The sequence below is a fragment of the Caballeronia sp. LZ034LL genome, assembly GCF_031451215.1.
Taxonomy (GTDB): Bacteria; Pseudomonadota; Gammaproteobacteria; order Burkholderiales; family Burkholderiaceae; genus Caballeronia.
Genome location: NZ_JARUXR010000003.1, coordinates 1,132,671 through 1,156,605, shown reverse-complemented (window position 1 = coordinate 1,156,605; position 23,935 = coordinate 1,132,671). Strand labels below are relative to the sequence as shown.

The following is a 23,935-nucleotide window of genomic DNA, read 5'->3' as shown; positions in this document are numbered from 1 at the left end:
GCTGCTCAACGGAACACGCCCTTGTTCAGATCCTTCTCGAACGCGGCGGTCCAGTTCGTGCCGTGTCCGATGCGGTATTCGCGCTCCTTGAGCGTGGAGCGCCGCGTGATGGTGACGAGCCCTTGTAACGGATACACGTCATCGACGACATCGTTCTGACCGCCCTCCTGCACGAGGAAATCCTGCTCGTCGAGCCGATGGCGCGTCAGGATGGCCAGAAACTCCGCTCTTTCGTCCGGTGCGATCACTGACATGAGGGCCTCCATGATCGAACGCCGCATGCCGGCCCGGCCGCATGCGCATGCGGTCATCCGGGCCGGCCTGCTTCATTCAAAGTAGCACACGGGAAAAAGAACGGCGGCGCGTATCTTGCAACCAGCGCGGCACGGCGCACGCGCGCCGCTGTTCTTAAGAGGAGCCGCACGACGATGAAACGCTCATCCCTGACGATCTGCGCCGGCGCGCTGGCAGCGCTTGCCGTCTGCCTGTCCGCCCGCGCCGACGACGCCGTCTGCGGCACGCTCGAAAGCGCGACCGGCGGGCAGGACGCACCGATCACGCTACGCGAGGGCGAAAGCGTGAACTTCTGGCGCAGCGGCGCGGTGCGGCATGGCGCGCTGCATGTGTACAAGGAAGGGGAGGTGTATCGCGTGTACTGGCAGCCGGAGGGAAGCGGCGACGTCTACGTACTCGCGAACGAAGGCACGAACAGCGTGCGGCTCATCCTGACGCCGACACGCGGTACAAAAGTGGACACGGGACCGGGCAGCCTGCCGCCGCAGAAAGTGCTGTCCTGTCCCGCGATGTAGCGGCTGGTCTAAGCTGGAGGATTACTTAGCCGCCAGCACCTTGCCGATCGCATCGGCGACGATCTGCACGTTGCTGTCGTTCAGGCCCGCGACGCACATGCGTCCCGAACGCAGGATGTACACGCCGAATTCCTCTTTCAGACGGTCCGCCTGTTCCGCCACCAGTCCGGTGTAGGTGAACATGCCGCGCTGCTTGACGTAGCGCGTCAGCATCTCGCCGCGCACGTGGTCCTTGAGGCCGTCGTGGATGGCCTGGCGCATGCGCGCGATGCGCTGGCACATCGACGCAAGCTCGTCCTGCCACGACTGCCTGAGTTCGGGCGTGTTCAGCACCTGCGTGACGATCTTCGCGCCGTGCGTCGGCGGATTGCTGTAGTTCGACCGCACCGCGCTCGTCAGCTGGCCGAGCACGCGGTCGGCGGCGGCGGAGTCGTCGCAGATCACGTGCAGGCCGCCGCAGCGCTCGCCGTACAGCGAGAAATTCTTCGAGAACGAATTGGCGACGAAGCCCGGCACGCCACGGCGCGCAAGTTCGCGCACGGCGAAGGCGTCTTCATCCAGACCGGAACCGAAGCCCTGATAAGCCATGTCGACGAACGGCAGCAGATCGCGCTTCTGCAATACGTCGATGATCTTCACCCACTGGCTGTCGTCGAGATCGACGCCCGTCGGGTTGTGGCAGCACGCGTGCAGCAGCACGACACTCTTCGCCGGCAGCTTGTCGATGGCGGCAAGCATTGCGTCGAACAGCAGGCCGCCGCTGGCCTCGTCGTAGTACGGATAGGTGTTCACTTCGAAGCCCGCGCGCTCAAAGATGAACCGGTGGTTTTCCCACGTCGGGTCGCTCACCCAGACCTTCGACTGCGGGAAATAGCGCTTGATGAAGTCCGCGCCCACTTTCAACGCGCCCGAGCCGCCGAGCGTCTGCACGCTGGCGATCCGGCCGGCGGCGCGCGCCGGGTTGTCGTTGCCGAACACGAGCGCCTGCACGGCGTCGCGGTAATGGGCAAAGCCGGCCATCGGCAGATAGGGCTTGGGACCGAGATCCTGCAGGATCGACAGTTCCGCCTCGCGCACCGCCTTCATGACGGGCAGACGGCCTTCGTCGTCGAAGTAGATGCCGATGCTCAGGTTGACCTTGCTGGTGCGCGGGTCCTTCTGGAAGTTTTCGTTCAGCGACAGGATGGGGTCGCCGGGATAGGCATCGATGTGTTCGAACATGGTGAGCGTGTCAGGACGAGAGATCAGCGAGGGTTGGGACGATTGACGCGCAGTGCGTGACCGCCTTCTGGTTTCGAGATAGTAGCCGATTCCGCCCGTTCTCCGCCTCGCGGAATCCCCAAAACGCGCGCCAAGCCGCAAGAATTACCGCGCAACTCTTGCGACCCTCAAAATTTGCGTCATTTCGCCCGCCTCCCGCCGCGCCATTTCATGTAAAAAGTGTTGTTTTTTTGAGCGGCCCACCCTTTCCGTCCAGCACGCTCGTGCTGTCAGTCTGAAAAAGAAGCCACGAAAAATTCGCGATGTTTCCGCCCGATGGCCGCAAAGCCTTGCTGGGCGGACCTGCTGCAACTTCGGCGAGGCATCGGTTACGGGCCACAAAATGATTTGAGGCCGGAATCAGGTGTTGTTCGGAGGATTGCTTTTCGAGCGGCGGCGGGAGAATCGCATCATCCACTCACGGGGGTCGACATGTTTCAGACGATGGAAGGTAACGCGAGGCCGCATCGCACGGCTGAAGTGCTTGCAGGGAACAGTCAGCAGGACGTGTCGGCGACGCAAGCCGAGTTGTTGAAAGAGCTGCAGTCGGTGTCGGACAACATCATGCGCCTGGCGGGCACGCTGCGCGCCGCGCCGGACGCCGCAACCGACGACGCCATCACCATCACCGAGCAGCACGCCATCGCGGAACGGCTGATCGGCCGTCTTCTGACGATGCCGGCCTCGCAGGCTTGAGTTTGAGACAAGACGGGTGAAGCGCGCGGGACGGGCTGGACATCAGAACCGCCGCCCGCGTCGACGAACCGCACAGGCAGCAGAAAGAAGCATCAGGAAGAACGACATGAACTACTTGACGATCATTGCAGCTGTCTGGGCCATCAGCGCACTCTGCGCGGTGCTGTTCATCCGGGGCGCCACCCGGCGCGACCAACAACCGGCGCGCGTACGTGTGGCGGAGCGCAAATCCGGCGCCAAACACAAGGATTTCGGCCACACGGTCTGACCCACCCGACCGCAGCGCCTTTGCCCTACACCGGCGCGGCCTCCTTGACCGCCACGCCGGACACGTTTCAGGAGCCGTTCTTCCCGAGCCTCACTTCCCCGCGCCGATCGCGGAAACAGCGGCTCGCAATCCCAGCAGATAGCTGTCCACGCCGAAGCCGGAGATCTGCCCCTTCGCGATCTCCGCGAACACCGACTTGTGGCGGAACTCCTCGCGGGCGTGCACATGCGACATGTGCACCTCGATGACCGGCACCGTCAGAATGGCGAGCGCATCGCGGATCGCATAGCTGTAATGCGTCCACGCGCCCGCGTTGATGACGATGGCATCGACCTTTTCCTCGAAGGCTCGATGAATCCGCGAACACATCTCGCCTTCGATGTTCGTCTGATAGCCCTCCACGTCCACACCCAGCACCTTGCCGAGCGCGCTCATTTCGGAATCGATCTGCGCGAGCGTCGCCGTGCCGTACTGCTTCGGGTCGCGCTTGCCGAACATGTTGAGATTGACGCCATGCAGCGTCAGGATTTTTGCCATGACTTGTCCTCGAAGGGATGGGAAATTCAGACGGTCTCGACGATTCTGCCGCTGCGCGCGGCCTCGACGATGGCCTCGGTGATCCGCAGATTCTGCAGTCCGTCGCGCGCGCTGACAATAGGCTCGGCTTCGCCGCGCGCCACCTGCCCGAAATGTTCCATCTGCAAGGCAAGCGGATCGGCGCGCTGCATCGTCACGATTTCCTCGTCGAAAGGCTTCCACCAGGAGCGGTCGGCGGGGGTGGCGTAGGACTTGAGGCGCATCGTCGGGACCGAGAGCGAGCCGAGCGTGCCGGCGATCACGTAACAGTCTTCGTCGGGATAGGTCGAGTAGGCCGGGTTCTCCTGCGATGTCTGCTCCCAGCTGCGCGGGCACGCCGCCGTGTCGGACAGCATAAAGGTGCCGAGCGCGCCGCTGGCGAAGCGCAGGTTGATCGCGACGGTATCCTCGACGGCAAAGCCGCGCGTCGCGTGCGAAGCGAACGCCTGTACCGCGACGATATCGCCGCACAGCATCCGCAAGTTGTGGATCTCGTGGATCATGTTGAGCAGGATCGGACCGCCGCCCGGCTCGCGCCGCCACGGCGCGCCGGCGTAGTACTCGTCGGGCTTGAAGAACACGGCGCTGCCCATCACCGCGACCAGCGGCCCGAGCCGCCCTTCGTCGATCACCTGCTTCGCGCGCGCCATGATCGGACTGTGCGCGCGATGATGCCCGATCAGCATCCTCGCGCCCGAGCGCTCTACGTCATCGACGAGCGCCTGCGCCTCGGCGACCGTCGGCGCGATGGGCTTTTCCAGCAGGACCGGCACGCCCGCCGCCAGGCATGTGCGCGCCTGCTCTACATGAAGCTGATTGGGCGTCGCGAGCACGATGCCGTCGGGACGGTCTGCGGCGAGCAGTTGATCGAGCGTGGCGTAGAGCGGCACTTTTGCCTGCGCCGCGATGGCCTCGGCGGCGGGCGCCGGATCGACGATCGCCGCGAGCGTGCAGGTCGCACTGTGCTGCGCCACGCCCATGTGCGCCTGACCGATATACCCCGCGCCCGCCACGGCAATGCGTGTCTTGCCTGCTGCTGGATTCACCGGCGTTCACCTGTGTAGTGATAGAGAAAACTCACGAAGCACGCGCATTCGCCACCGACTCCGCGCGCAGCCGCTCGTATTCGGTCTTCTCGACTTCCCGCGCATCGGCCTCGCCGAGCTGGCTGAGCGGAATGCGGTAGGTTTCGCGCGCGCTCCATGCGGCGATGGCCGAGATGATCGTGACGGCGAGCGTGATCGAGCCGATGGTCAGCGGGATGTTGGTCGATCCCGGCGGCGCGACGGTGGCGAACAGCGCGGGCAGCAGCGCCGTAATCGTGGTGCCGACATTCTGCGCAATGGCCATGGCGGACACGCGCGTGCGGGTGGGAAAGAGCTCCGGATAGAAGCTCGGGAAGATGGCGTTATATCCCTGATAGACGACGCCCCACATCAGCAGCGACGCGATGATCGCCATGCCGACGCTGTGAATGCTGATGGCATACAGATACAGATACGACAGCAGCCCGGATGCAATCGCCCCGACGATGATCGGCGGCTTGCGTCCGATCTTGTCGGAGAGGTTGCCGACCAGCGGAATGACGATCACGGCGAGGATGTTGCCGACCACCGGAATCCACAGGTACACGCTCTTGTGAAAGCCGACGCCGTACGCCGCCTGCACCGCATACGCCGCGCCGAAAATGGTCGCGACCACCGGAATCACGTTCATCAGCGCCATGCAGACCACGCGGATCATGTCGGCGAGGTTGTAGCGGAAGGCGTCGACGATCGGGGAACGCGGCACCGCGCCCCGCTCGCCTTCTTTCTCGAAGGCCGGCGTTTCGTGCACCTCACGCCGGATGATATAGCCCGCGATCAGCACGACCGCCGAGAGCAGGAACGGGATGCGCCAGCCCCATGAATTGAAGGCGTCCTCCGGCATGTAGTACGCGAGCGGCAGGAACACGGCGGCGGCGAGAATCTGGCCGGCCTGCACGCCCTGCAACGTGAAGCTCGCGAAATAGCCGCGCCGGCCGAACGGCGAGTGTTCGAGAATCATCGAGCTTGCGCCGGAAATCTCGCCCGCCACCGCGAAGCCCTGCACCAGACGCAGGATCACGAGCAGCGCGGGCGCGAGCATGCCGACACTGTGATACGTCGGCAGCAGGCCGACGGCCATCGTCGAGAAGCCCATCATGAACATGCACAGCACGAGTACGGTCTTGCGGCCGTGGGTATCGCCGAAATGGCCGAGCACGAAGGCGCCGATGGGCCGCGCGACATAGCCGACGCCATAAGTGGCCAGCGACGCGACGATTGCCACCTTCGGATTGCCGGACGGAAAGAACAGTTGCGGGAAGATCAGCGCCGCAGCCTGCGCATAGATGAAGAAGTCGTAGTATTCGAGCGCCGAGCCGATCCAGCCGCTCGCCGTGGCCTTCCTGGTCTGCTTGCGGTGTTCGGCGTGCGACCCGTCCGGTGTGCCGGATGAGAGTGAATTCGTGTCCATGACGTCTCCTTGTTATCGATCGCCTGACGGCTCTCAGGCCTTCTTCACGACGCTGTCTTCACATCGATATCACAATGCGCGCGGTGCCACCGGCCGGCACGCCGCGGACCGTCATCCATGATCGTCCGTGAACCGAAAGCTTTCGATGAGGCAAAACCCGCGTCGCGCGGCTTTTGCAGCGCGCGGTCGTCAAACGATCATGCGGAACGGGCACAATGCGGCAGCGACGCCCGGGTGGCCGACGTCGCTCAAGATTTCTGCAGGCACTGCCGTAAATATGCGCACCGGCGTTACTCTCACCGCCGGTGCTGTTTCTTCCTCTTCCCGGCGCGCCGGTCCTTTGTATGCAACGTACCCCGTCCCTGATCGATTCGATTCTCGCCACCCCGGCGACAGAGGACGGCACGATCACGCCCGCCATGCGCGCGGCACTGCTGTCGACGCTCGTCGTCGATGTCCGTCCGCTGCTGCTGTCCGGGCTGTCGAGCGCGTTCGTCGCGGTCATCGCCTGCGTGCGGCTCCATGCGCCCTGGACCGTCGTCTGGCTGGTGACCGATGTCCTGCTGCTCGCCGTTCGCCTGGGAATCGTGTGCCGCTATCGCGCCTTGCGCGCCGCCGCGCTGGCGCAGCCCGGACCGTGGGCCCGGCGCTATGCGCCGTTCGCGCTCGCGGCGTGCCTCGCGCCCGGCCTCGGCACGATGGCGTGCGTCGCGTCCGGCGACGCCGTCTTGACCGCCCTCGCGATCATGGTGACCGCCGGTTCGCTCGGCGGCATCGGCTCCCGTAATGCGGGCACGCCGCACCTGGCGCTCGCGCAGGTCAGCCTGGGCGCCGCGCCGATCGGCATCGGCGCGCTGCTGGCGCCGGCCGGCTACGGCATCCTGGTGCCACCGCTCTTTCTCTATCTGGCCGCGATGTCCGCGGTCGTGCGACGCCACTATCGCGGTCTCGTCGCGATGATGACCGCCGAGCATCGCCACGCGGAGATCGCCGCGCGCTTCGACGCCGCGCTTGCCCACATGCCACACGGCCTGTGCACGGTGGATCAGGCGGGCAAGGTGATCATCGCGAATCGCCGGGCGGCCGACCTGTTCGGCGTGAGCGACGACACGCTGCGCCTGAACGTGTCGTTGGCGGATTTCATCGGCCATGTGGGCATCGCGAGATTCGGCGAGACCTTGCGCCGCGAGTTCGCCACGCGTTCTGCGCAATGGCTCAAGGACGGCCACGCGCCCCTCGACTTGCCGCTCAGCGACGGACGCCAGCTCCAGCTGATCCGCAATCCGGTGCCGGACGGCAGCACGGTGATCATCATCGAGGACGTGACGGAGCGCCGCCGGACCGAGGCGAAGATCCTGCATTGGGCGCATCACGATTCGCTGACGGGCCTGCCGAACCGCCGCTACCTGTCCGATCACGCCGAACGCCTGATGGCGGGCGGCGCCGGACGCGAGAAAGTCTTCGTCATGTACGTGGATCTGGACGGCTTCAAGCGCATCAACGATGCCTACGGCCACAACGCCGGCGACGAACTGCTGCGCCAGGTCGCCGACCGTCTGCGCAACGCAATGCGGCGCGGCGAGCTGGCCGCGCGGCTGGGCGGCGACGAGTTCGCGATCGTCGCGACCTTTATCGCGAGCGGCTCCGGCGAAGCCTTCGTGCAGAAGATCCTGCGCGAACTCTCGGAGCCGTATGACCTGACGGACGGGATCACCGACCAAGTGAGCGTGAGCGCCGGCATGGCGCTCGCCGGACCGGGCGAGCTGTTCGAAAGCGCCTTGAAGCGCGCCGACGCCGCGCTCTTCGAAGCGAAGACGTGTGCGCGAGGCACGTACCGGATCGCATCGCCGGACCGCGTGCAGCAGGCCGTTACGGGGCTCGAGGAACGCGACCGCTCGCTGTGACGCGCCGCTTATAGACGTTGCGCACGCTTCACGCCAAGCGCTTCGGCCTTCAACACGAGATCGGCGAGCGAGCGTGCCGCCATTTTCTTCATCGCCTGGCCGCGATGGATCTTCACGGTGATCTCGCTCAGGTTCATTTCCGCCGCGATCTGCTTGTTCATCAGCCCCGACACGACGAACGCCAGCACCTCGCGCTCGCGCGGCGTGAGCAGTTCATAGGCACGCCGCAGATCGGCCACTGAACGGTTCGCGGTTCTCCGCGCCGCATCGCTTTCGAGCGCCTGGGCCACGGCGTCCAGCATGTCCTGATCGCGGAACGGTTTCGCCAGAAAATCCCTGGCGCCGGCCTTCATCGCCTTCACGGTCATCGCGATGTCGCCATGCGCCGTCATGAAGACGATCGGCAGGCCGAGCTGGCTCGCCGCCATCTGTTCCTGCACCGCGAGGCCGCTCTGTCCTTTCAGGCGCACGTCGAGAATCAGGCAGCTCGGCACGTCGGGCATGTCGTACGCGAGAAACTCGTGCGCCGACGCAAAGCTCGTCACGTTCAGATCGACCGAGCGCAGCAGCGTGCCGAGCGCGTCGCGCATCGACTCGTCGTCGTCGACCACATAGACCATTGCGCCGTCCGCGTTGCCGTTAGTGCTCATCGTCGTCTCCTTCGTGTCCGGGCAGCTCGAAGCGCAGACGCGCACCGCCTTCCTCGGGCGCTTCCGCCCAGATCCTGCCGCCGTGTGCCTCGATGATCGATCGGCAGATGGACAGCCCCATGCCCATGCCTTCCGCCTTCGTCGTGAAGAAGGCGTCGAACAGCCGCCGCGCGCTCTCCTCGCTGATTCCCGTGCCCGTGTCCTGCACCGTGACCAATACGTGACCCGGCGCGTCCAGGCCGGCGCTCGTCGCGATGCGCAGGATCCGCGGACCGTCCACGCCCGACATGGCGTGCGCGGCGTTCATCAGCAGGTTGATGAGCACCTGCTGCAACTGCACGCGGTCGCAGCGCACCACGGGCGCGGGCATCGTGAATTCAGTGCGCACTTCCACGCGAAGGCGCGCCAGTTCGCGCTGCACGAGTTCGAGGGTCTCGCCGGCAATCTCGTTGATGTCGAGCGTCGCGGGCTGGCTGTCGCGCTTGCGGGCCATCGCGCGAATCCGGGCGATGACTTCGCTCGCGCGCCGGGCGTCGCGGATCATCTGCGTGATCGCCTGCCGCGCTTCGCCGATGTCCGGCGTCGCGCGCCCGAGCCAGCGCAAACCCGCGTCGCCGCTCGTGACGATCGCCGCCATCGGCTGCGTCACTTCATGCGCGATGGACGCCGCCAGTTCGCCCAGCATCGTCACGCGCGTGACGTGCGCGAGTTCCGCCGTCGAGCGCGCGAGTGCTTCCTGCGCGCGCTTGGTTTCCGTGACGTCCATCAAGGCGCCGACAGTCTCGTCGCCTTCGCCTTCGCCGTCCGCCGCCGCGCGATGCGCGACGAAATGCACATGCTTGACCGTCCCGTCCGGCAGCAGCAGACGGTGCTCGACATCGATCTCGCGCGCACCGTCCAACGCGGCCTCGTGCGCGCCGCGCACGGTGGCGACGTCGTCGGGATGTGCACGCGCCACGATCGCGTCGATGGACGGCGTGACCTCGCGCGGATAGTCGAAGATGCGATACGCCTCGTCGGACCACCACATGGTGCCGGCGGGCAGGCTCGTCGCAATGCTGCCGGTGCGCGAGAGCCGCTGCGCATCCAGCAGGAACGCTTCGCTGCGGCGCAGTGCGTGCTCGGCCTGCTTGCGCGCCTCGATGTCCGTGTTGACGCCGTACCAGCGCCGGATCGCGCCCGACGCGTCGCGCAACGGCTCCGCGCCGATATGCATCCACCGGTACACGCCGTCGCCGCCGCGCATCCGCGAAACGTTCTCGAACGGCGCGCCCGTCGCGATGGCGGCTTGCCAGTCGCGCTGCATCGACGCGATGTCGGCGGGATGCACGATGGTGCGCCAGATGTCGCCGTTGCCTTGGGGACCGGAATCGCCGAGCGACACGCCGAGATCGTTCCAGCGCCGGTTGACGAAGATCAGCCGTCCCTCCGGCGATGCACTCCACACCATGCCGGGAATGGCATCGATGGTATTGCGCAGTTCTTCGCGCTGACGCTCCAGTTCGGCTTCCATGCGCTGGCGCTGGGTGATCGCGGTCTGGTTGCGCAAGGCGAGCACGGCGGTCGTGGAAATCGCGAGCAGGCTCACGACGCAACGCGCGAGCGCGCTGCCGGAAACCGTCTGATCGTGCGAGAGCATGAAGCCGATGAGCGTCAGCAGCACGCAGCCCCATGCGGTGCCGATGGTCGCCCGGCGCTTGCCCGTCGAGCTGACGAGCAGCACCACGACCACATACAGCACCGCGATGGCGATATCGAGCGGCGTAAGCGCGTCGATCAGGAAGACGGCGAGCGCGATGGCCGCTGCGAGCATCGACACGATGCGGCTGTCGTGACGCACCGTGGGCGGCGCGGCCTGAAGTGCCTCCATCACGGCTGGAGGAACGACAGCGGGGACAAGCGAACGGCGAACGGAGCGACTGGCATGGTCATGGGCGTTCGGGGAAACGTTCGTTGAGGGAGATCCGGGCGAGCCGCGGCCGGATCGTCGGCCGATTCTAACCCTTCAAAAAGCTTGCTTGATGCGATCGAGACACTCGGCGACGGTGGTTCCGTCGACAGGCTTGCTGAGGAAGCAGACCGCGCCGCCGTCGAGCGCCTGGCGGCGCGCGGCGTCGGAGGCGAATGCGGTGATGAACATCACCGGCACGCCGGGCGCGAGCGCATGCAGGCGTTGCTGCAACTGCAGGCCGGACATGCCGGGCATGTTGAGATCGGTGATGACGCAGGCGAGGCCGTCGAGCGGATCGGTGTCGATGAACGCTTCCGCCGACGCATACAGACTCACCTCCCACCCGAGCGACCGCAGCAGACTGGAGGAAGCGACGCGAACGGATTCGTCGTCGTCGATCACGGAGACTCTGGAAGGGAATGACAAGGGCGTGGTCCTGAACCGTGCGAATGAGAGCGGCGGGCACGGGACCGGCCGCCGCCTCGATGAAATCCATCTTACGCAGCGGCCGGACGCCGGCAAATCATATGTGTGTATAGGATGCCGGTACGTAAGTTCAGGTCGCGTCGGGACCGGCGAGGCGCGCCTCCAGGAAACGCACGAGCGCCCGGACCTTGCTCGACTGCCGCCGGTTCGGCAGATACGCCGCATGGATCACGACGCCCTTCTCGTGCGGACTCGCTTCATGGCCATCGAACAGCCGCACGAGCCGTCCGGCGCGCACATCGGCATCCGCGAGCCAGGCGGGCAGCAGCGCGATGCCGCGTCCGGCGAGGGCGGCCTGCAGCAGCATGTCCAGATTGTTCGACAACAGATGTCCGTGAATTTCCACGCGCGTCTCGGCGCCTTTCACACGGAAGGTCCATTCCTGCCGCGTGCGATGGCCGCCGCCATACGCGAAACGAAGGCACTCGTGCGCGGCGAGATCCCCGGGTGAAGCGGGCGTGCCGCGCTGCCGGAGATAGTCACCGCTCGCGACGACGACGCGCGGATTGTCCGCGAGCTTGCGCACGATCAGCGTGCCGTCGCGGTCCGGCACGCCGATGCGCACCGCGACGTCGATACGCTCGGTCACGAGATCGGCGTAATGGTCCGCGACGACGAGATCGAGGACTACGCGCGGATGCTCCGCCATGAATGCCGCCAGATGCGCGGCCAGCCGCAGCCGCCCGAAGGTGGACGGCACCGCGACGCGCAACACGCCGACTGGCGCAGCGCCGCTGTCGAAGACGCTTTCGTCGGCTTCGGCGAGATCGTCGAGCAGACGGCCGACCTGCTCCACATAAGCGACGCCGGCGTCGGTCAGGCTCACCTTGCGCGGGGTGCGCGTGAGCAAGGCCGCGCCGAGGGATGCTTCGAGCGCGTCCATCAGCCGCGTCACCGATGACGTGGCGACACCCAGACGCCGCGCGGCCTTCGCAAAGCCGCCCGATTGCGCCACTTCAAGAAGCGTATTGAGTGCCTGGAGCTTGTCCATTCCGCGCCTTTTTCTCGTTGCACAGCACGCAACGCAAGCTTGCATTCTAGAGGGATTCCATCGTCCGGACGCAACGACTACGCTTCACCTCAAGCATGGGCGCCACAAGCAGGTTGCGCCGCAACACCGTATAGTCCGTTTCTGCCATTCAAGGAATTCTCATGTCGACACCCACATCGACCACGCTCGACGGCACCAAGCACATCGAACTCACGCGCGGCCTGATCGCGCTGTTCGCGTTCTGCTGCGGCGCCATCGTCGCGAATCTGTATTACGCGCAGCCCATCACCGAACTCATCGCGCCCGAACTGCACATGGCGGGCGGCACGGCGAGCCTGATCGTCTCGCTCACGCAGATCGGCTATGCGCTCGGCCTCTTCTTCATCGTGCCGCTCGGCGATCTGCTCGAAAACCGCAAGCTGATGATCGCGACCGCGCTCGTCTCCATCGCGAGCCTGACGGCCGCCGCGTTCACCCACACGCCCGGCTGGTTCCTCGTGATTTCGCTGCTGATCGGCTTTTCGTCGGTCGCGGTGCAGATCCTGATTCCGCTCGCGGCACACCTCGCGCCGGACGAATCGCGCGGCAAGGTGGTCGGCACCATCATGAGCGGATTGCTGCTCGGCATCCTGCTGTCGCGGCCGGTGTCGAGCATCGTCGCGGGTCACTTCGGCTGGCGCGCGATGTTCGCCGCAGCCGCCGTGCTGATGGTCGTCATCACGACCGTCCTCGCGCTCACGATCCCGCGCCGTCAGCCGAATCATCAGGCAACCTACTTCCAGTTGATCGGCTCACTCGGCCATCTCGTCCGCACGATGCCGGTGCTGCGTCATCGCTCGCTGTATCAGGCGCTGATGTTCGCCTCGTTCAGCCTGTTCTGGACCGCGATTCCCATCGAACTCACGCGGCATTACGGGCTTTCGCAGACGGCCATCGGCATCTTCGCGCTGATCGGCGCGATGGGCGCGACCTCGGCGCCCATCGCCGGACGTCTCGCCGATGCCGGCCATACCGTGCGCGCCACCTTCACCGCGTTGATCCTCGCAGCGCTCGCGTACCTGCCGGTGCTGATTCACCCTGCGTGGGGCGTGGGCGCGCTGGTCGTGACGGGCGTCCTGCTCGACTTCGCGGTGCAGATGAACATGGTGCTCGGCCAGCGCGAGATCTATGCGCTGCATGCCACGAGCCGCAACCGGCTGAACGCGGTCTACATGACGAGCATCTTCGTGGGCGGGGCATGCGGCTCGGCGTTCGCCAGCCAGATCTACGAGCATGGCGGCTGGCCGCTCGTCGCGGTCTGCGCAACGGTGTTTCCGCTGCTGGCGCTCGTGCATTTCCTGCTGGTCGGGCGGCATCACGTGTCGCACCACTGACGCCGCCCGTCGGGCGCTTACGGCTTGGGGATGCGGATGCGGCTGATCATCAGCGAGCCGGAGATCGCGTAGACCAGCACGAGCGGATGCAGCACGAACCCGCCGATGCGCGCCGAGCCGAACCACATGTTCTCGCCGATCGCGCCCAGCGCCGCGCCGACCGTCAGCAGCAGCACGATCAGGAAGGACGTGGGAATGGGCGTGCCTTCGAAGTGGGTGACCTTGCCGGCGGCGCCCGACATCTCTTCCGTGGTCACGTTGTAGCGCGCGAGACGTGACACGCCGCACGCCACGAAATACGCCAGGATCACACGGTCATACAGGCCGCGCATGCCGAAGCCATACGCGATGATCGCCGGCGCGACGCCGAACGAGATCACGTCCGCGAGCGAATCCAGTTCCTTGCCGAGCAGCGACGCTTTCTGACGCCACCGCGCGATGCGTCCGTCGAGCACGTCGAAGACGAGCGCCGCGAACACCAGTGCGCAGGCAAGATAGATGTGCAGGACATCGGAATCGTCGAGGTAGGACATCGCCGAGAACAGCGCACCCGTGCCGCATACCGCGTTCCCCAGCGTGAACCAGTCTGCCAGGTGGAAATCGCGGATCATCGAGAATCGTTTCATTCGTGTCGTTTGTTCGTGGCGTTCGTGACGTGCGGGCAGCGTCCGATGCGGGCGCCGCATGGCCCGGTGAAAGGCCGTTGGAGTCTATCACTGCGTTCCGGTTCAACGCGCAGCCTAGAGCGGTGTTCAGGGCGAGCATGCCTCATGCCCGGCAAACCTGCACGTGAACGTACAGGTTTGCGTTATACTGCCAGGCATCGCTTTCTGCCACTCGTCATGTCCACGCCCTCCGCGCTCCTCACCATCCGCGACGCCGCCGAACGCCTGCAAGTCACCCCGCGCACGCTCAAGTACTACGAGGAACGCGGGCTCGTCACGCCGAGCCGCAGCGAAGGCCGTTACCGGCTCTACAGCGAACAGGATCTGGAACGCTTCGCGCGCATCCTGCGGTTGCGGTCGCTGGGCTTCTCGTTGCAGGGCATCGTAGAGATGCTCAAGCGGCCGATGGAAACGCTCGGCGAAGGCCGCACAGGTTATTCGAGCACGTCGCTGCGCGAGATCGAGCAAGCGCTGTCGCAGCAGATCGAAGCGGTGGACGCGCGCATCGCGGGCGTGCGGCGCGAGCTGAAGGAAGCGCAGGCGGTGCGCAAGGATCTCGCCGACGACCTCGACTACCTGCGGCGGCGCATCGCGGGCGAAAGCAAGGAAGCGCTGTTGCAGGAGCGGCTGGCCGCGCGCAAGCCGCGCAAACCCGCGAGCGCGGGAGACGATGACGCATGAGTGCGGCATCGTTCGGCTTGCCGGGAAGGATTGCGGAGCGCCTGCGCGCGGATTCCTTCGCGTGGGCCATTGCGCTGGCAACCGGGCTCGATTACTTCGACAACGCCGTCTTCTCGTTCTTCACGAGCACCATCGCGGGCGGCATCAACGCATCGTCCGATGAACTCGTCTGGGCCTCCAGCGCGTATGCGGTCGCGTCGGTGCTCGGCATCCTGCAGCAGCAATGGTGGATCGAACGGATCGGCAACCGTCGATACATCGCGGGCTGTCTGCTGCTGTTCGCGGCGGGCGCGGTCGCGGCCACGTTCGCCGAGTCCGCGCTCGAACTGGCGCTCGTGCGCGGCTTCCAGGGCTATTTCATCGGGCCAATGATGAGCGCGGCGCGCATCCTGATTCAGACGCGCTTCACACCGCAGCTGCGCCCACCCGCGACGCGCCGCTTCCTCAACATGATCCTGCTCGGCACCGCGCTCGCGCCATTGTGCGGCGGCTATCTCGTCGCGTGGCTCGGCTGGCGCGCGCTGTTCACCTGCACGGCAATCGGCGGCGCCGCGCTCGCGCTGCTCGCCTTCCTCGCCGTGCCCTCGACCGGACGCGTACAGCCCGAAGAACGCGGTGACACCCATTTCTGGCCTTACATCATCTTCGCGTTCGCGCAGGGCGCGTTGCAGATCGTCATGCAGCAAGTGCGCTTCGAGTTGTTCAGCGGTTCGCCCGAACTCATCGTGCTGACGGCTTCCGGCGTGCTCGCGCTCGGCTGGTTCGTCTGGCATCAATGGCATCATCCTCGTCCGCTGCTGCGCCTTCAGGCCTTGCGCGAGAAGACGTTTCAAGTCGGCATCGTGCTATACATCGGGTTCTACTACATCAACAACGCGATGAGCTTCCTCGTCTCGCGTCTGCTGGAAGGCGGCTTGCGTTATCCGGTGGAGAACGCGGGGCGGCTGGTCGGACTGACCTCGATGGTGTCGCTCGGGATGGCCGTGATCTACTTTCGCTATTCCGCGCGCATCAAGCACAAGAAGTGGCTCATCATGACCGGCTTCCTGATGGCCGCGTTCATCGGCGAATGGATGGTCAACCTGCCGCCCGACGTCAGCATGGGCTGGCTCATTGCCCCGATGATCCTGCGCGGCATGCTGCTGCTCTTCATCGCGCTGCCGGTCGCGAACCTCACCTTCCGCGTCTTCGCGATCGAGGAATACAGCCACAGCTATCGCTTCAAGAACATCGTCAAGCAGCTGACCTACTCGTTCTCCACGGCGACCATCATCATTCTCGAACAGCATCGCGTCGCGCTGCATCAGACGCGGCTTGTCGAAACCATCAATCCGTACAACCCGGTCTTCGAGAATGCCTATCGAAGCCTGCTCGGCGGCTTCCTGAACAGCGGGCACAGTGCGTCCGAGGCCAGCAGTCTCGCGCTGGGCGAGATCAGCCGCCTCGTGGCGCAGCAAGCCAACTTCCTGAGTTCGCTGGATGGCTTCTATTATCTGATCGGTGTCGCGCTCGTCGCCGGGGCGGTGGCGGCCCGGCAGAAACGGATCGACTGAACCGGTTGCCGCGCAGGGGGCCGAAGTATGATGTCCGCACGATCAACCTTCCCGCCCTCGCCCCATGCTCCCGTCTGGTGACTCGTACGAAGCCGTCGCAGCGCAGTTCGAATGGCGCATTCCCGCGCGCTACAACATCGCGCAGGATGTCTGCGACAAATGGGCGGACGGCTCCGGCCGCCTGGCGCTGATCGTCGAAGCCGCGGATCACTCGCAGCAGCGCTATAGCTTCGATGACCTCAAGCGTCTCTCCAACCGCTTCGCCAATGCGATGAAGGCGCGAGGCGTCGAACGCGGCGACCGCCTCGCCATCTTCGTGCGGCAGTCGGTGGAAGCTGCCATTGCGCATCTCGCGGCGTACCGGATGGGCTGCATCGCGGTGCCGCTGTTCGCGCTGTTCGGCATGGACGCCATTGAATTCCGCCTCGGGCATTCGGGCGCGAAGGCCGTCATCACCGATGCCGAAGGCGCCGCGAAGATCGCGCAGATCCGCGCCGCGTTGCCCGATCTGCATCATGTGTTCTGTGCCGAGTCGGACTTCTGGCCCGCGATCGAAGCCGCATCCGATGAACCCGCTTTAGTCGATACCGCCGCCGACGATCCCGCCGTCATCATCTATACCTCCGGCACGACCGGCAAGCCGAAGGGCGCGCTGCACGGGCATCGCATCTTGTTGGGTCATCTGCCGGGCGTGGAGATGTCGCAGCAATGCTTTCCACGCGACGCCACGTTGTTCTGGACGCCCGCCGACTGGGCGTGGATCGGCGGTCTGTTCGACGTGCTGATGCCTTCATGGCATCACGGCGTGCCGGTGCTGGCGCGCCGTTTCGACAAGTTCGACGGCGCCGCCGCGTATGACCTGCTCGCGCGCCATCAGGTGAGTCACACCTTCCTGCCGCCGACCGCGCTGAAGATGATGCGCGCGACGCCAGGCACGAAGCCCGGTGCGAAGCCTGACGGTCTGGCGCTGCGTTCGGTGGCGAGCGGCGGGGAATCGCTCGGCGAGGAACTGCTGTCGTGGGGACGCACGATGCTCGGCGTCACCATCAACGAGTTCTATGGACAGACCGAATGCAACATGGTGCTGTCATCGTGCGCGCGCTGGTTCGAACCGCGCAGCGGCGCGATTGGCCGGGCGGTGCCGGGGCATCGCGTGGCCGTGGTCGATGACCACGGCGTGCCGGTGCCCGACGGCACGCCGGGGCACATCGCCATTGAAAGGCCGGACCCGGTGATGTTCCTCGGCTACTGGCAGGACGAAGCCGCGACGGCGCAGAAGTTTCGCGGCGAGTTCCTGCTGACCGGCGATCTCGGCACGCTCGAAGACGGCTTCTTCCGCTTCCTCGGCCGCGACGACGATGTCATCACGAGCGCGGGTTACCGCATCGGGCCGGGGCCGATCGAGGATTGTCTGATCCGGCATCCGGCGGTGCGCTTTGCGGCGGTCATCGGCGTGCCGGATGCGCGGCGCACGGAGATCGTGTGCGCGGTGGTCGTGCTCAACGAGGGTTTCGAACCTGGCGAAGCGCTCGTGCGCGAATTGCAGGACCACGTGCGCACGCGGCTCGCCGCACATGAATATCCGCGTGAAGTACGCTTCGCCGCCGAGCTGCCGATGACCGCGACGGGGAAGATCATCCGCAAGTCGTTGCGGGCGCAGTTCACGGCGGGCGAAAGCTAAGCCGCTTCCCGCAACATCTCCGCCACCGCCCTTAACGCAAGCAAATACCCCTGCGGCCCCAACCCGCAGATCACGCCGCGCGCCGCCAGCGAAACAAGCGAATGCCGATACTGCTCGTCGCGCTGATGGATATTCGTGATGTGCACTTCGATCACCGGCTTGCGGATCAGCTTGATGGCATCGAGCACGGGAATCGACGAGAAGGAGAAGCCGGCCGGATTGATGATCACGGCAGCGTCCTTCTCGAAGGCTTCCTGCAGCCAGTCCACCATGACGCCTTCGTGATTGGTCTGGCGAAACTCGCAGGCCAGACCGAGTTCACCTGCAAGTGCTTCGGTGCGCGCCTGCACCTGCGCGAGCGTCGTGGTGCCGTAGAGATGCGGCTCGCGCTTGCCGAGCATGTTCAGGTTCGAGCCGTTCAGGACATAGACAGTGGGATTCATCAGCTTCGTCGGTTCAGTGTGATTGCAGGGAAGAAGGCGAGGACGCGCCCGCGACTTCCGCCGCGGAGTCGGTACGGTTCATGTCGATGCCCAGCGTTTCCGGCGCGGTCAGGATCATCGCGAGCGAAATCAGGTTGAACACGACGCACACCGCCACCACGCCCCAGGGCGAACCGTTGCAGACCGCGAAGAGCCACACCGCGAGCACGGGCATCGGACCGCCGGCCACGAGATTCGCGCCCGTATAGGCCAGCGCGGAGCCCGAATAACGCACGTTGGTCGGAAAGGCTTCGGCGAAAGCCACCGGCTGGATGCCGCTCTGGAACTGCGTGAAGCCGAGGAAGAAGCCCATGGCGAGCAGCATCGGCATGAAGCTCTTCGTGTCGAGGATCTGGAAGTACACGAACAGCATCAGCAGCGTGGCCGTCGAGCCGATGGCCAGCGCGCGCCGCCTGCCGATCCGGTCGCTCAGCATGCCGCCCGCCAGCGCACCGACGATCGCGCAGACATTCGCGCCCATCAGCAGCAGGAAGCCGGTCTGCTTCGGCACGCCGAGCGTCTTCGTCACATAGCTCAGCGAGAATACGACGATCAGATAGAAGATCGCCGCCGGTCCGCAGAAGAACAGCATCCAGCGCAACACGGTGCGCCAGTGCAGGCGCAGCGCATCGCGCAACGGGCTGCCGACATCCGCCACTTCGGTCTTCGAGAGCGCCACGAACGCAGGCGTTTCCGCCACGCGCAGCCGGATATACACGCCGACCACCACCAGCACGAAGCTCAGGATGAACGGAATGCGCCAGCCGTAGCTGTCGAAGGCCTCCGCCGACATCGTCGATGACAGGCCGAGCAGCACGCCGTTCGCCATGATCTGACTGAGCGGCGAGCACAGGCCGAGCAGGCCCGAGTACTTGCCGCGTGCATCCGGACTGGCGTGTTCGATCGCCATCAGTTGCGCGCCGGTCGATTCGCCGCCGAGCGCGAAGCCCTGCAAGATACGCAGGATCACCAGCAACAGCGGCGCCCATACGCCGATGCTCGCGTAGGTCGGCAGGAAGCCCATGAGCATCGACGCGAGGCCCATCACGGTGACGGTGCCGAGCATCAGATTGCGGCGGCCGAGCTTGTCGCCCAGGTGTCCGCAGATGATCGCGCCCAGCGGACGCGCCGCAAGCCCGACGCCGAACGTTGCGAGCGAGGCGAGCAACGCGGAGGTCGCGTCCATCGACGGAAAGAACAGCTTCGGCAAGACTGTCGCGGCCAGCGCGCCGTACAGTGTGAAGTCGAACCATTCGAGCGCCGTGCCGATGGCGGCGGCCGTGACGGCGCGTGTACGCATCGACTGATGCGCTTGTGTGGGTGCCTGCATTGTGTCTGTCTCCTCTCCATTTATCGCCGTTGGAACTGGCATGGCGCACAGATTATCAGCAGCGCTGGGACACCGTTCCAGGGTGGAATTTCATCCCGCCATATGCAATCATGCGGCTCGTCACCGCCCGATCCAGCAAGAGGAAGCAATGCCCGGCGTCACCGAAAGAACCATGGCGGTCCTCGAATTTCTCGCGACGCAAATGGAAGGCACGCCGCTCGCGATGATCTCCGACCAGCTCGAAATTCCGCGCAGCGCGTGTCATCGCCTCCTGGTGGATCTGAAGCAATGCGGCTATGTGCGCCAGCTGCGCGAGCACGGGGACTACGTGCTCACCACCCGGCTCGTCGGTCTCGGGTTGAGCTATCTGGCCACGTCGGGCATCGTCGATATCGCGCAGAGCATGCTCGATCGCCTCGCCGAACAATCGGGCGAACTCGTGCGGCTGGCGATCGTGGACGGCGACCGCCTCACGTGGGTCGCGAAGGCGCAAGGCGCGCTCAAGGGCCTGCGCTACGACCCGGACATGGGCATGGACACCATCCTCTCGTGCAGCGCGACCGGCCACGCCTGGATGATGACGATGAGCGACGAACGCGCGCTCGAACTCGTGTCGCGCCAGGGCTTCGGCACGCCGAAGCAGTACGGCCCGCGCGCCCCGACCACCGTGACCGGCCTGCTCGAATTCGTGCATGCGGCCCGCACGCGCGGCTACGCGACCATCAACGAGGTCTTCGCGCCGGGCATGACGGCGATGGCCGCGCCGGTTCAGCGACGCGGCCATCGGGCGATCGGCGTGATCAGCATCGCGGGGCCGCTGTTCCGGCTCACCGAGAAACGCATGGCCACGCTCGGCCCCACCTTGCTCGCCGCAGCGAACGAACTGGCAGCGGCCAGTCTCGCCTCGCCGCTGTTCAGCAACACGCGCTGAGGGACATGCGATGAACCTGCACCGTGTCCTCGTTCTTGCGAGCCTGATGAGCTTCAGCGCCGCATCGTGGGCGGCGAGCCTGGCGATCAACGTCGGCGGCGAGCGCTCGCTCACGACCGAGCAGTTGCTCGCGCGCCCCGACGTCGCCACCATCCACGTTCCGAACGACGTCGTCTTTCATCGCACGATGACCTATCGCGCCGTGCCGTTGCGCGCGCTGCTCGGCATCAACGCGCTGCCCGCGGAACAGGAACTCCAGATCACTGCCAGCGACGGCTTCGTCACGCATCTTTCTCCGCAACTGCTGTTTGGCAAGGCCGGCAAGCGCGCTGAACCGTGGCTTGCCATCGAGACGCCGGACGCGCCCTGGCCGCGCCTGGCCGAAGGCGGCGACATCGGTCCTTTCTATGTCGTGTGGCTGGATCCGGCGTTGTCGGGCGTGTCGAGCGAGCAATGGCCCTACAAGGTCGACTCGATCCGCGTCGCGCCGACGCTCGCCGCGCGCTGGCCGCAGCTCGCGGTCGATCGGAACGTGCCGGCAAATTCGCCCATCCGGCGCGGGCAGGCCGTGTTCGCGACGCAATGCATCGTGTGCCACAAGATGAACGGCGCCGGCGATGCCTCGATGGGCCCCGATCTCAATCTGCCGCACAACCCAACCGAGTATTTCCAGCCGTGGGTGTTGAAGTCGTTCGTCCGCAATCCGAAGTCGATCCGCGCGTGGCAGGACATGAAAATGCCCGCCTTCGACCAGAACGCGATCAGCGACAGCGATCTTGACGCCCTTATCGCGTATCTCGGCTACATGGCGAAACACCGGAAGTAAGCAGGCACTGCGGGAAATCCCCCACGGTTCAACGGGCTCACTTTGCATACAATGATCCCGTCGAACACGTGAAAAGGCTGTTTCGTGGCCGAAACTCAGCAGGTTTTGCATACAACTTCGCCGGAACCCGCGCGCTCGGCCGACGACGTCTATCTCGCGATCAAGGAGGCGCTCGCCGGCGGCCAGTACGGCGCGGGCCAGTATCTGCGCGAGGAGCAACTTGCCCGCAGCCTTGGCGTGAGCCGCACGCCGGTGCGCGAGGCGCTGCGCCGTCTCGACGCCGAAGGCTGGGTCGAAACCCGCCCGAACTACGGCGTGCGGGTCAAGGCATGGACGCTGCAGGACGCGCGCGAAATCTTCGAAGCGCGCCTGCTGGTGGAGCCGTATCTGACGGGCCGCGCGGCGCTTGGGATCGGCGCGCCGGACATCGCGCATCTGAAAACGCTGGCCGATGCGATGTTCGCCATCACGCAGCATCCATCCACGCCCGAATCCTGCGAGGCCTGGTTCGCCGCCAACGGCGAGTTCCACGCCATCATCACGGCCGCCGCCAACAATGCGCGGCTCGACCGCTCGCTCAAGTCGATGAAAGAAACGCCGCTCATCAAGTGGACCTTCGACACCTATAGCGACGCGGACCGCGAACGCAGCGCGCGCCAGCATTTCGAAATTGTCATGGCACTCGAACAGCGCAACGTCGCGTGGGCGGAAGCCATCACGCGCTGCCATATTTTTGCCGCCGAAAAGGCGGTGCTCGACCGTTACGACAGGGAGCATGCGGCATCCGCATGACGCGTCGCGCATGACCGTCGAGCAGCAACAGCATTGATGAACCGTCGTTGAAAAAGTCGCTTGGACGACAGAGGAGACACGACATGCTGGGCACCGAAGGCACCACCACCGCTGACACCACCGTCAGCACCGTCAACGCCGGTCCGCGTCTGGACCGGCTGCCGATTTCCGGCTTTCACAAGCGCGTGCTATGGCTGATCGGCGCGGGCATGTTTCTCGATTCGTTCGACGTCTATCTCGCAGGCGGCGTGCTCGGCGCGCTCACCAAGACGGGCTGGTCGAACCTGCAGCTGAACGCCGCGTTTCTCTCGTCGACCTTCATCGGCATGCTGCTCGGCGCCTTCGCGGCGGGCGTGCTCGGCGACGCGAAGGGCCGCAAGTTCACGTATCAGTTCAATCTCGCGGTCTTCGGGCTGGCCTCGATCGCGGGCGCCTTCGCGCCCAACATGACCTGGCTCATCGTGTGCCGCTTCTTCATGGGGCTCGGGCTGGGCGCGGAGATCGTGGTCGGCTACGGCTCGATCGGCGAATTCATGCCGCCCGCCGTGCGCGGCAAGTGGTCGGCGATGCTGTCGCTGATGACGAATTCCGCGCTGTTCTTCTCGACCTTCCTCGGCTACCTGATCATTCCGTCGATTGGCTGGCGCGCGATGTTCGCCATGGTCGGCATCGGAGCGATGATCGTGTGGGTGATCCGCAAGAAAATGCCGGAATCGCCGCGCTGGCTGGAATCGAAAGGCCGCTATGAGGAAGCCGAAGCGATCCTGCGCGCCGCCGAGGAAGAGTCGTCGCGCTCCGCGCCGCTGCCGCCCATCGCCGACGTGCCCCGCACCGTCACGCGCAAGACCACGCTGCTCGAACTCTTCGGGCCGGCGCAGATTCGCCGCACCTTCGTGTCCATCGTCGTGCAGGTGGCGGTCAACATGGTCATCTACGGCTTCATCGTCTGGGTGCCGACCTTCCTGATGAAACAGGGCATCGGCATGGCGTCGTCGCTGGGCTATTCGTCGCTGATGGCGCTCGGCGGACCGGCGGGCGCGCTGCTCGGCGTGTTCCTCGCCGACCGCATCGGCCGCAGGAACGGGCTCATCGTGGTCTCGGCGCTGGCGGCGGTGGTCGGCTGGCTGTACGGGCATTCAACCGGCGTCGAAATGGCCACGCTGCTCGGCTTCCTGCTGTTCACGCTCACCTATCTGCTCGTCGCGCTCGGCATCGCCACCTACATTCCCGAACTGTTCGCGACCGAGAACCGCATGCGCGCCAACGGCATCGCGGGCTGCGCCGGACGCATCACGGGCATCTTCGCGCCGCAGCTCGTCGTGGTGATGTACACGGCGGGCGGTGTCAAGGACGTGCTGTCGATGATCATCGGCACGCTGGTCGTGATGACCGTCGTGCTGGCGGTGTTCGGCATCGAGACGAACCGGCGCTCGCTGGAAGACATCGCGCCGTCGCTCGAACCCGGCGACCCGCTTGCCCGTTCGCCGCTCTCGCACGAATCGCAGCGCTGATCCTTACTTCACATCGTCACGAA

The 23,935-nt window shown here is 65.5% G+C and carries 25 protein-coding genes; 12 read left to right on the top strand and 13 right to left on the bottom strand.

Features of this window, described 5'->3' with window-relative positions:
* Window positions 1–5: 5 nt before the first annotated feature.
* Window positions 6–254: a hypothetical protein gene (locus QCE83_RS26420; protein WP_309818267.1), complete on the bottom strand. Its 249-nt coding sequence runs from the start codon at window positions 252–254 to the stop codon at window positions 6–8.
* A 174-nt stretch (window positions 255–428) separates the two neighbouring features.
* On the opposite strand from QCE83_RS26420, the gene QCE83_RS26415 reads away from it, so the two are divergent.
* Entirely contained in the window at window positions 429–809 is a 381-nt protein-coding gene (locus QCE83_RS26415) for a hypothetical protein (protein WP_309818264.1), read from the top strand.
* A gap of 21 nt (window positions 810–830) precedes the next feature.
* Here QCE83_RS26415 and QCE83_RS26410 read toward each other — a convergent pair whose 3' ends face one another.
* Entirely contained in the window at window positions 831–2,030 is a 1,200-nt protein-coding gene (locus QCE83_RS26410; RefSeq protein ID WP_309818262.1) for an amino acid aminotransferase, read from the bottom strand.
* A 208-nt stretch (window positions 2,031–2,238) separates the two neighbouring features.
* Complete coding sequence (locus QCE83_RS26405) at window positions 2,239–2,487, bottom strand: hypothetical protein (RefSeq protein ID WP_309818260.1); 249 nt, start codon at window positions 2,485–2,487, stop codon at window positions 2,239–2,241.
* 14 nt (window positions 2,488–2,501) lie between these two features.
* Between QCE83_RS26405 and QCE83_RS26400 the strand changes: the two genes are divergently transcribed.
* Together QCE83_RS26400 and QCE83_RS26395 are read left to right on the top strand one after the other, a co-directional pair.
* Complete coding sequence (locus QCE83_RS26400; RefSeq protein WP_309818259.1) at window positions 2,502–2,765, top strand: hypothetical protein; 264 nt, start codon at window positions 2,502–2,504, stop codon at window positions 2,763–2,765.
* A 106-nt stretch (window positions 2,766–2,871) separates the two neighbouring features.
* Window positions 2,872–3,033: a hypothetical protein gene (locus QCE83_RS26395; protein WP_309818255.1), complete on the top strand. Its 162-nt coding sequence runs from the start codon at window positions 2,872–2,874 to the stop codon at window positions 3,031–3,033.
* Window positions 3,034–3,123: 90 nt separating this feature from the next.
* Here the strand turns inward: QCE83_RS26395 and aroQ are convergent, their stop codons facing one another.
* The 3 genes from aroQ to QCE83_RS26380 are packed head-to-tail and all read right to left on the bottom strand — an operon-like array spanning window position 3,124 to window position 6,105.
* Complete coding sequence (aroQ, locus tag QCE83_RS26390; protein WP_309818253.1) at window positions 3,124–3,570, bottom strand: type II 3-dehydroquinate dehydratase; 447 nt, start codon at window positions 3,568–3,570, stop codon at window positions 3,124–3,126.
* A 26-nt stretch (window positions 3,571–3,596) separates the two neighbouring features.
* A complete protein-coding gene (locus tag QCE83_RS26385; RefSeq protein ID WP_309818251.1) occupies window positions 3,597–4,655 on the bottom strand; it encodes a Gfo/Idh/MocA family oxidoreductase in 1,059 nt (352 codons plus the stop codon).
* A gap of 31 nt (window positions 4,656–4,686) precedes the next feature.
* Window positions 4,687–6,105 carry an MFS transporter gene (locus QCE83_RS26380; protein WP_309818248.1) on the bottom strand — a complete coding sequence of 473 codons (1,419 nt, stop codon included), beginning with the start codon at window positions 6,103–6,105 and terminating at the stop codon, window positions 4,687–4,689.
* 344 nt (window positions 6,106–6,449) lie between these two features.
* On the opposite strand from QCE83_RS26380, the gene QCE83_RS26375 reads away from it, so the two are divergent.
* Window positions 6,450–8,009 (top strand): diguanylate cyclase domain-containing protein, encoded by a 1,560-nt coding sequence (locus QCE83_RS26375; RefSeq protein WP_309818246.1) that lies wholly within the window; start codon window positions 6,450–6,452, stop codon window positions 8,007–8,009.
* A gap of 8 nt (window positions 8,010–8,017) precedes the next feature.
* Here the strand turns inward: QCE83_RS26375 and QCE83_RS26370 are convergent, their stop codons facing one another.
* The 4 genes from QCE83_RS26370 to QCE83_RS26355 all read right to left on the bottom strand — a co-directional run bounded on the left by QCE83_RS26370 (window position 8,018) and on the right by QCE83_RS26355 (window position 12,087).
* Complete coding sequence (locus tag QCE83_RS26370) at window positions 8,018–8,659, bottom strand: response regulator (protein ID WP_309818245.1); 642 nt, start codon at window positions 8,657–8,659, stop codon at window positions 8,018–8,020.
* The gene (locus QCE83_RS26365; RefSeq protein ID WP_309818244.1) at window positions 8,649–10,529 is read right to left on the bottom strand and encodes a PAS domain-containing protein; all 1,881 of its coding nucleotides are present in this window, start codon (window positions 10,527–10,529) and stop codon (window positions 8,649–8,651) included. The genes QCE83_RS26370 and QCE83_RS26365 overlap by 11 nt, the downstream gene beginning before the upstream one ends.
* 135 nt (window positions 10,530–10,664) lie before the next feature.
* Window positions 10,665–11,036, bottom strand: coding sequence for a response regulator (locus QCE83_RS26360; protein ID WP_309818243.1), 372 nt, complete (start codon window positions 11,034–11,036; stop codon window positions 10,665–10,667).
* Window positions 11,037–11,166: 130 nt separating this feature from the next.
* Window positions 11,167–12,087 carry a LysR family transcriptional regulator gene (locus QCE83_RS26355; protein WP_309818242.1) on the bottom strand — a complete coding sequence of 307 codons (921 nt, stop codon included), beginning with the start codon at window positions 12,085–12,087 and terminating at the stop codon, window positions 11,167–11,169.
* 161 nt (window positions 12,088–12,248) lie between these two features.
* On the opposite strand from QCE83_RS26355, the gene QCE83_RS26350 reads away from it, so the two are divergent.
* Complete coding sequence (locus QCE83_RS26350; protein ID WP_309818241.1) at window positions 12,249–13,460, top strand: MFS transporter; 1,212 nt, start codon at window positions 12,249–12,251, stop codon at window positions 13,458–13,460.
* Between the two features lie 17 nt (window positions 13,461–13,477).
* Here the strand turns inward: QCE83_RS26350 and pssA are convergent, their stop codons facing one another.
* Window positions 13,478–14,086, bottom strand: coding sequence for a CDP-diacylglycerol--serine O-phosphatidyltransferase (gene pssA / locus QCE83_RS26345; RefSeq protein WP_309818240.1), 609 nt, complete (start codon window positions 14,084–14,086; stop codon window positions 13,478–13,480).
* A 216-nt stretch (window positions 14,087–14,302) separates the two neighbouring features.
* Between pssA and QCE83_RS26340 the strand changes: the two genes are divergently transcribed.
* From QCE83_RS26340 to QCE83_RS26330, 3 genes are all read left to right on the top strand, one after another.
* Entirely contained in the window at window positions 14,303–14,806 is a 504-nt protein-coding gene (locus QCE83_RS26340) for a MerR family transcriptional regulator (protein WP_309818239.1), read from the top strand.
* Complete coding sequence (locus QCE83_RS26335; protein WP_309818238.1) at window positions 14,803–16,359, top strand: MFS transporter; 1,557 nt, start codon at window positions 14,803–14,805, stop codon at window positions 16,357–16,359. Before QCE83_RS26340 ends, QCE83_RS26335 begins: the two co-directional genes overlap by 4 nt.
* Window positions 16,360–16,423: 64 nt before the next feature.
* Window positions 16,424–18,040 (top strand): acyl-CoA synthetase, encoded by a 1,617-nt coding sequence (locus QCE83_RS26330; protein WP_309818237.1) that lies wholly within the window; start codon window positions 16,424–16,426, stop codon window positions 18,038–18,040.
* On the opposite strand, the gene QCE83_RS26325 is transcribed toward QCE83_RS26330, so the two are convergent.
* On the bottom strand, window positions 18,037–18,483 hold the full coding sequence (locus QCE83_RS26325; RefSeq protein ID WP_309818236.1) for a type II 3-dehydroquinate dehydratase: 447 nt from the start codon (window positions 18,481–18,483) through the stop codon (window positions 18,037–18,039). The two genes, QCE83_RS26330 and QCE83_RS26325, sit on opposite strands and share 4 nt — an antisense overlap.
* Before the next feature lie 13 nt (window positions 18,484–18,496).
* A complete protein-coding gene (locus tag QCE83_RS26320; protein ID WP_309818235.1) occupies window positions 18,497–19,852 on the bottom strand; it encodes an MFS transporter in 1,356 nt (451 codons plus the stop codon).
* A 148-nt stretch (window positions 19,853–20,000) separates the two neighbouring features.
* Here QCE83_RS26320 and QCE83_RS26315 point away from each other — a divergent pair, with 148 nt between their 5' ends.
* From QCE83_RS26315 to QCE83_RS26300, 4 genes are all read left to right on the top strand, one after another.
* Window positions 20,001–20,783: an IclR family transcriptional regulator gene (locus tag QCE83_RS26315; RefSeq protein WP_309818234.1), complete on the top strand. Its 783-nt coding sequence runs from the start codon at window positions 20,001–20,003 to the stop codon at window positions 20,781–20,783.
* Window positions 20,784–20,793: 10 nt separating this feature from the next.
* Window positions 20,794–21,609 carry a cytochrome c gene (locus tag QCE83_RS26310; RefSeq protein WP_309818233.1) on the top strand — a complete coding sequence of 272 codons (816 nt, stop codon included), beginning with the start codon at window positions 20,794–20,796 and terminating at the stop codon, window positions 21,607–21,609.
* A 105-nt stretch (window positions 21,610–21,714) separates the two neighbouring features.
* Complete coding sequence (locus QCE83_RS26305) at window positions 21,715–22,401, top strand: GntR family transcriptional regulator (RefSeq protein ID WP_309818232.1); 687 nt, start codon at window positions 21,715–21,717, stop codon at window positions 22,399–22,401.
* Window positions 22,402–22,484: 83 nt separating this feature from the next.
* Entirely contained in the window at window positions 22,485–23,912 is a 1,428-nt protein-coding gene (locus QCE83_RS26300) for an MFS transporter (RefSeq protein ID WP_309818231.1), read from the top strand.
* Window positions 23,913–23,935: the final 23 nt, after the last annotated feature.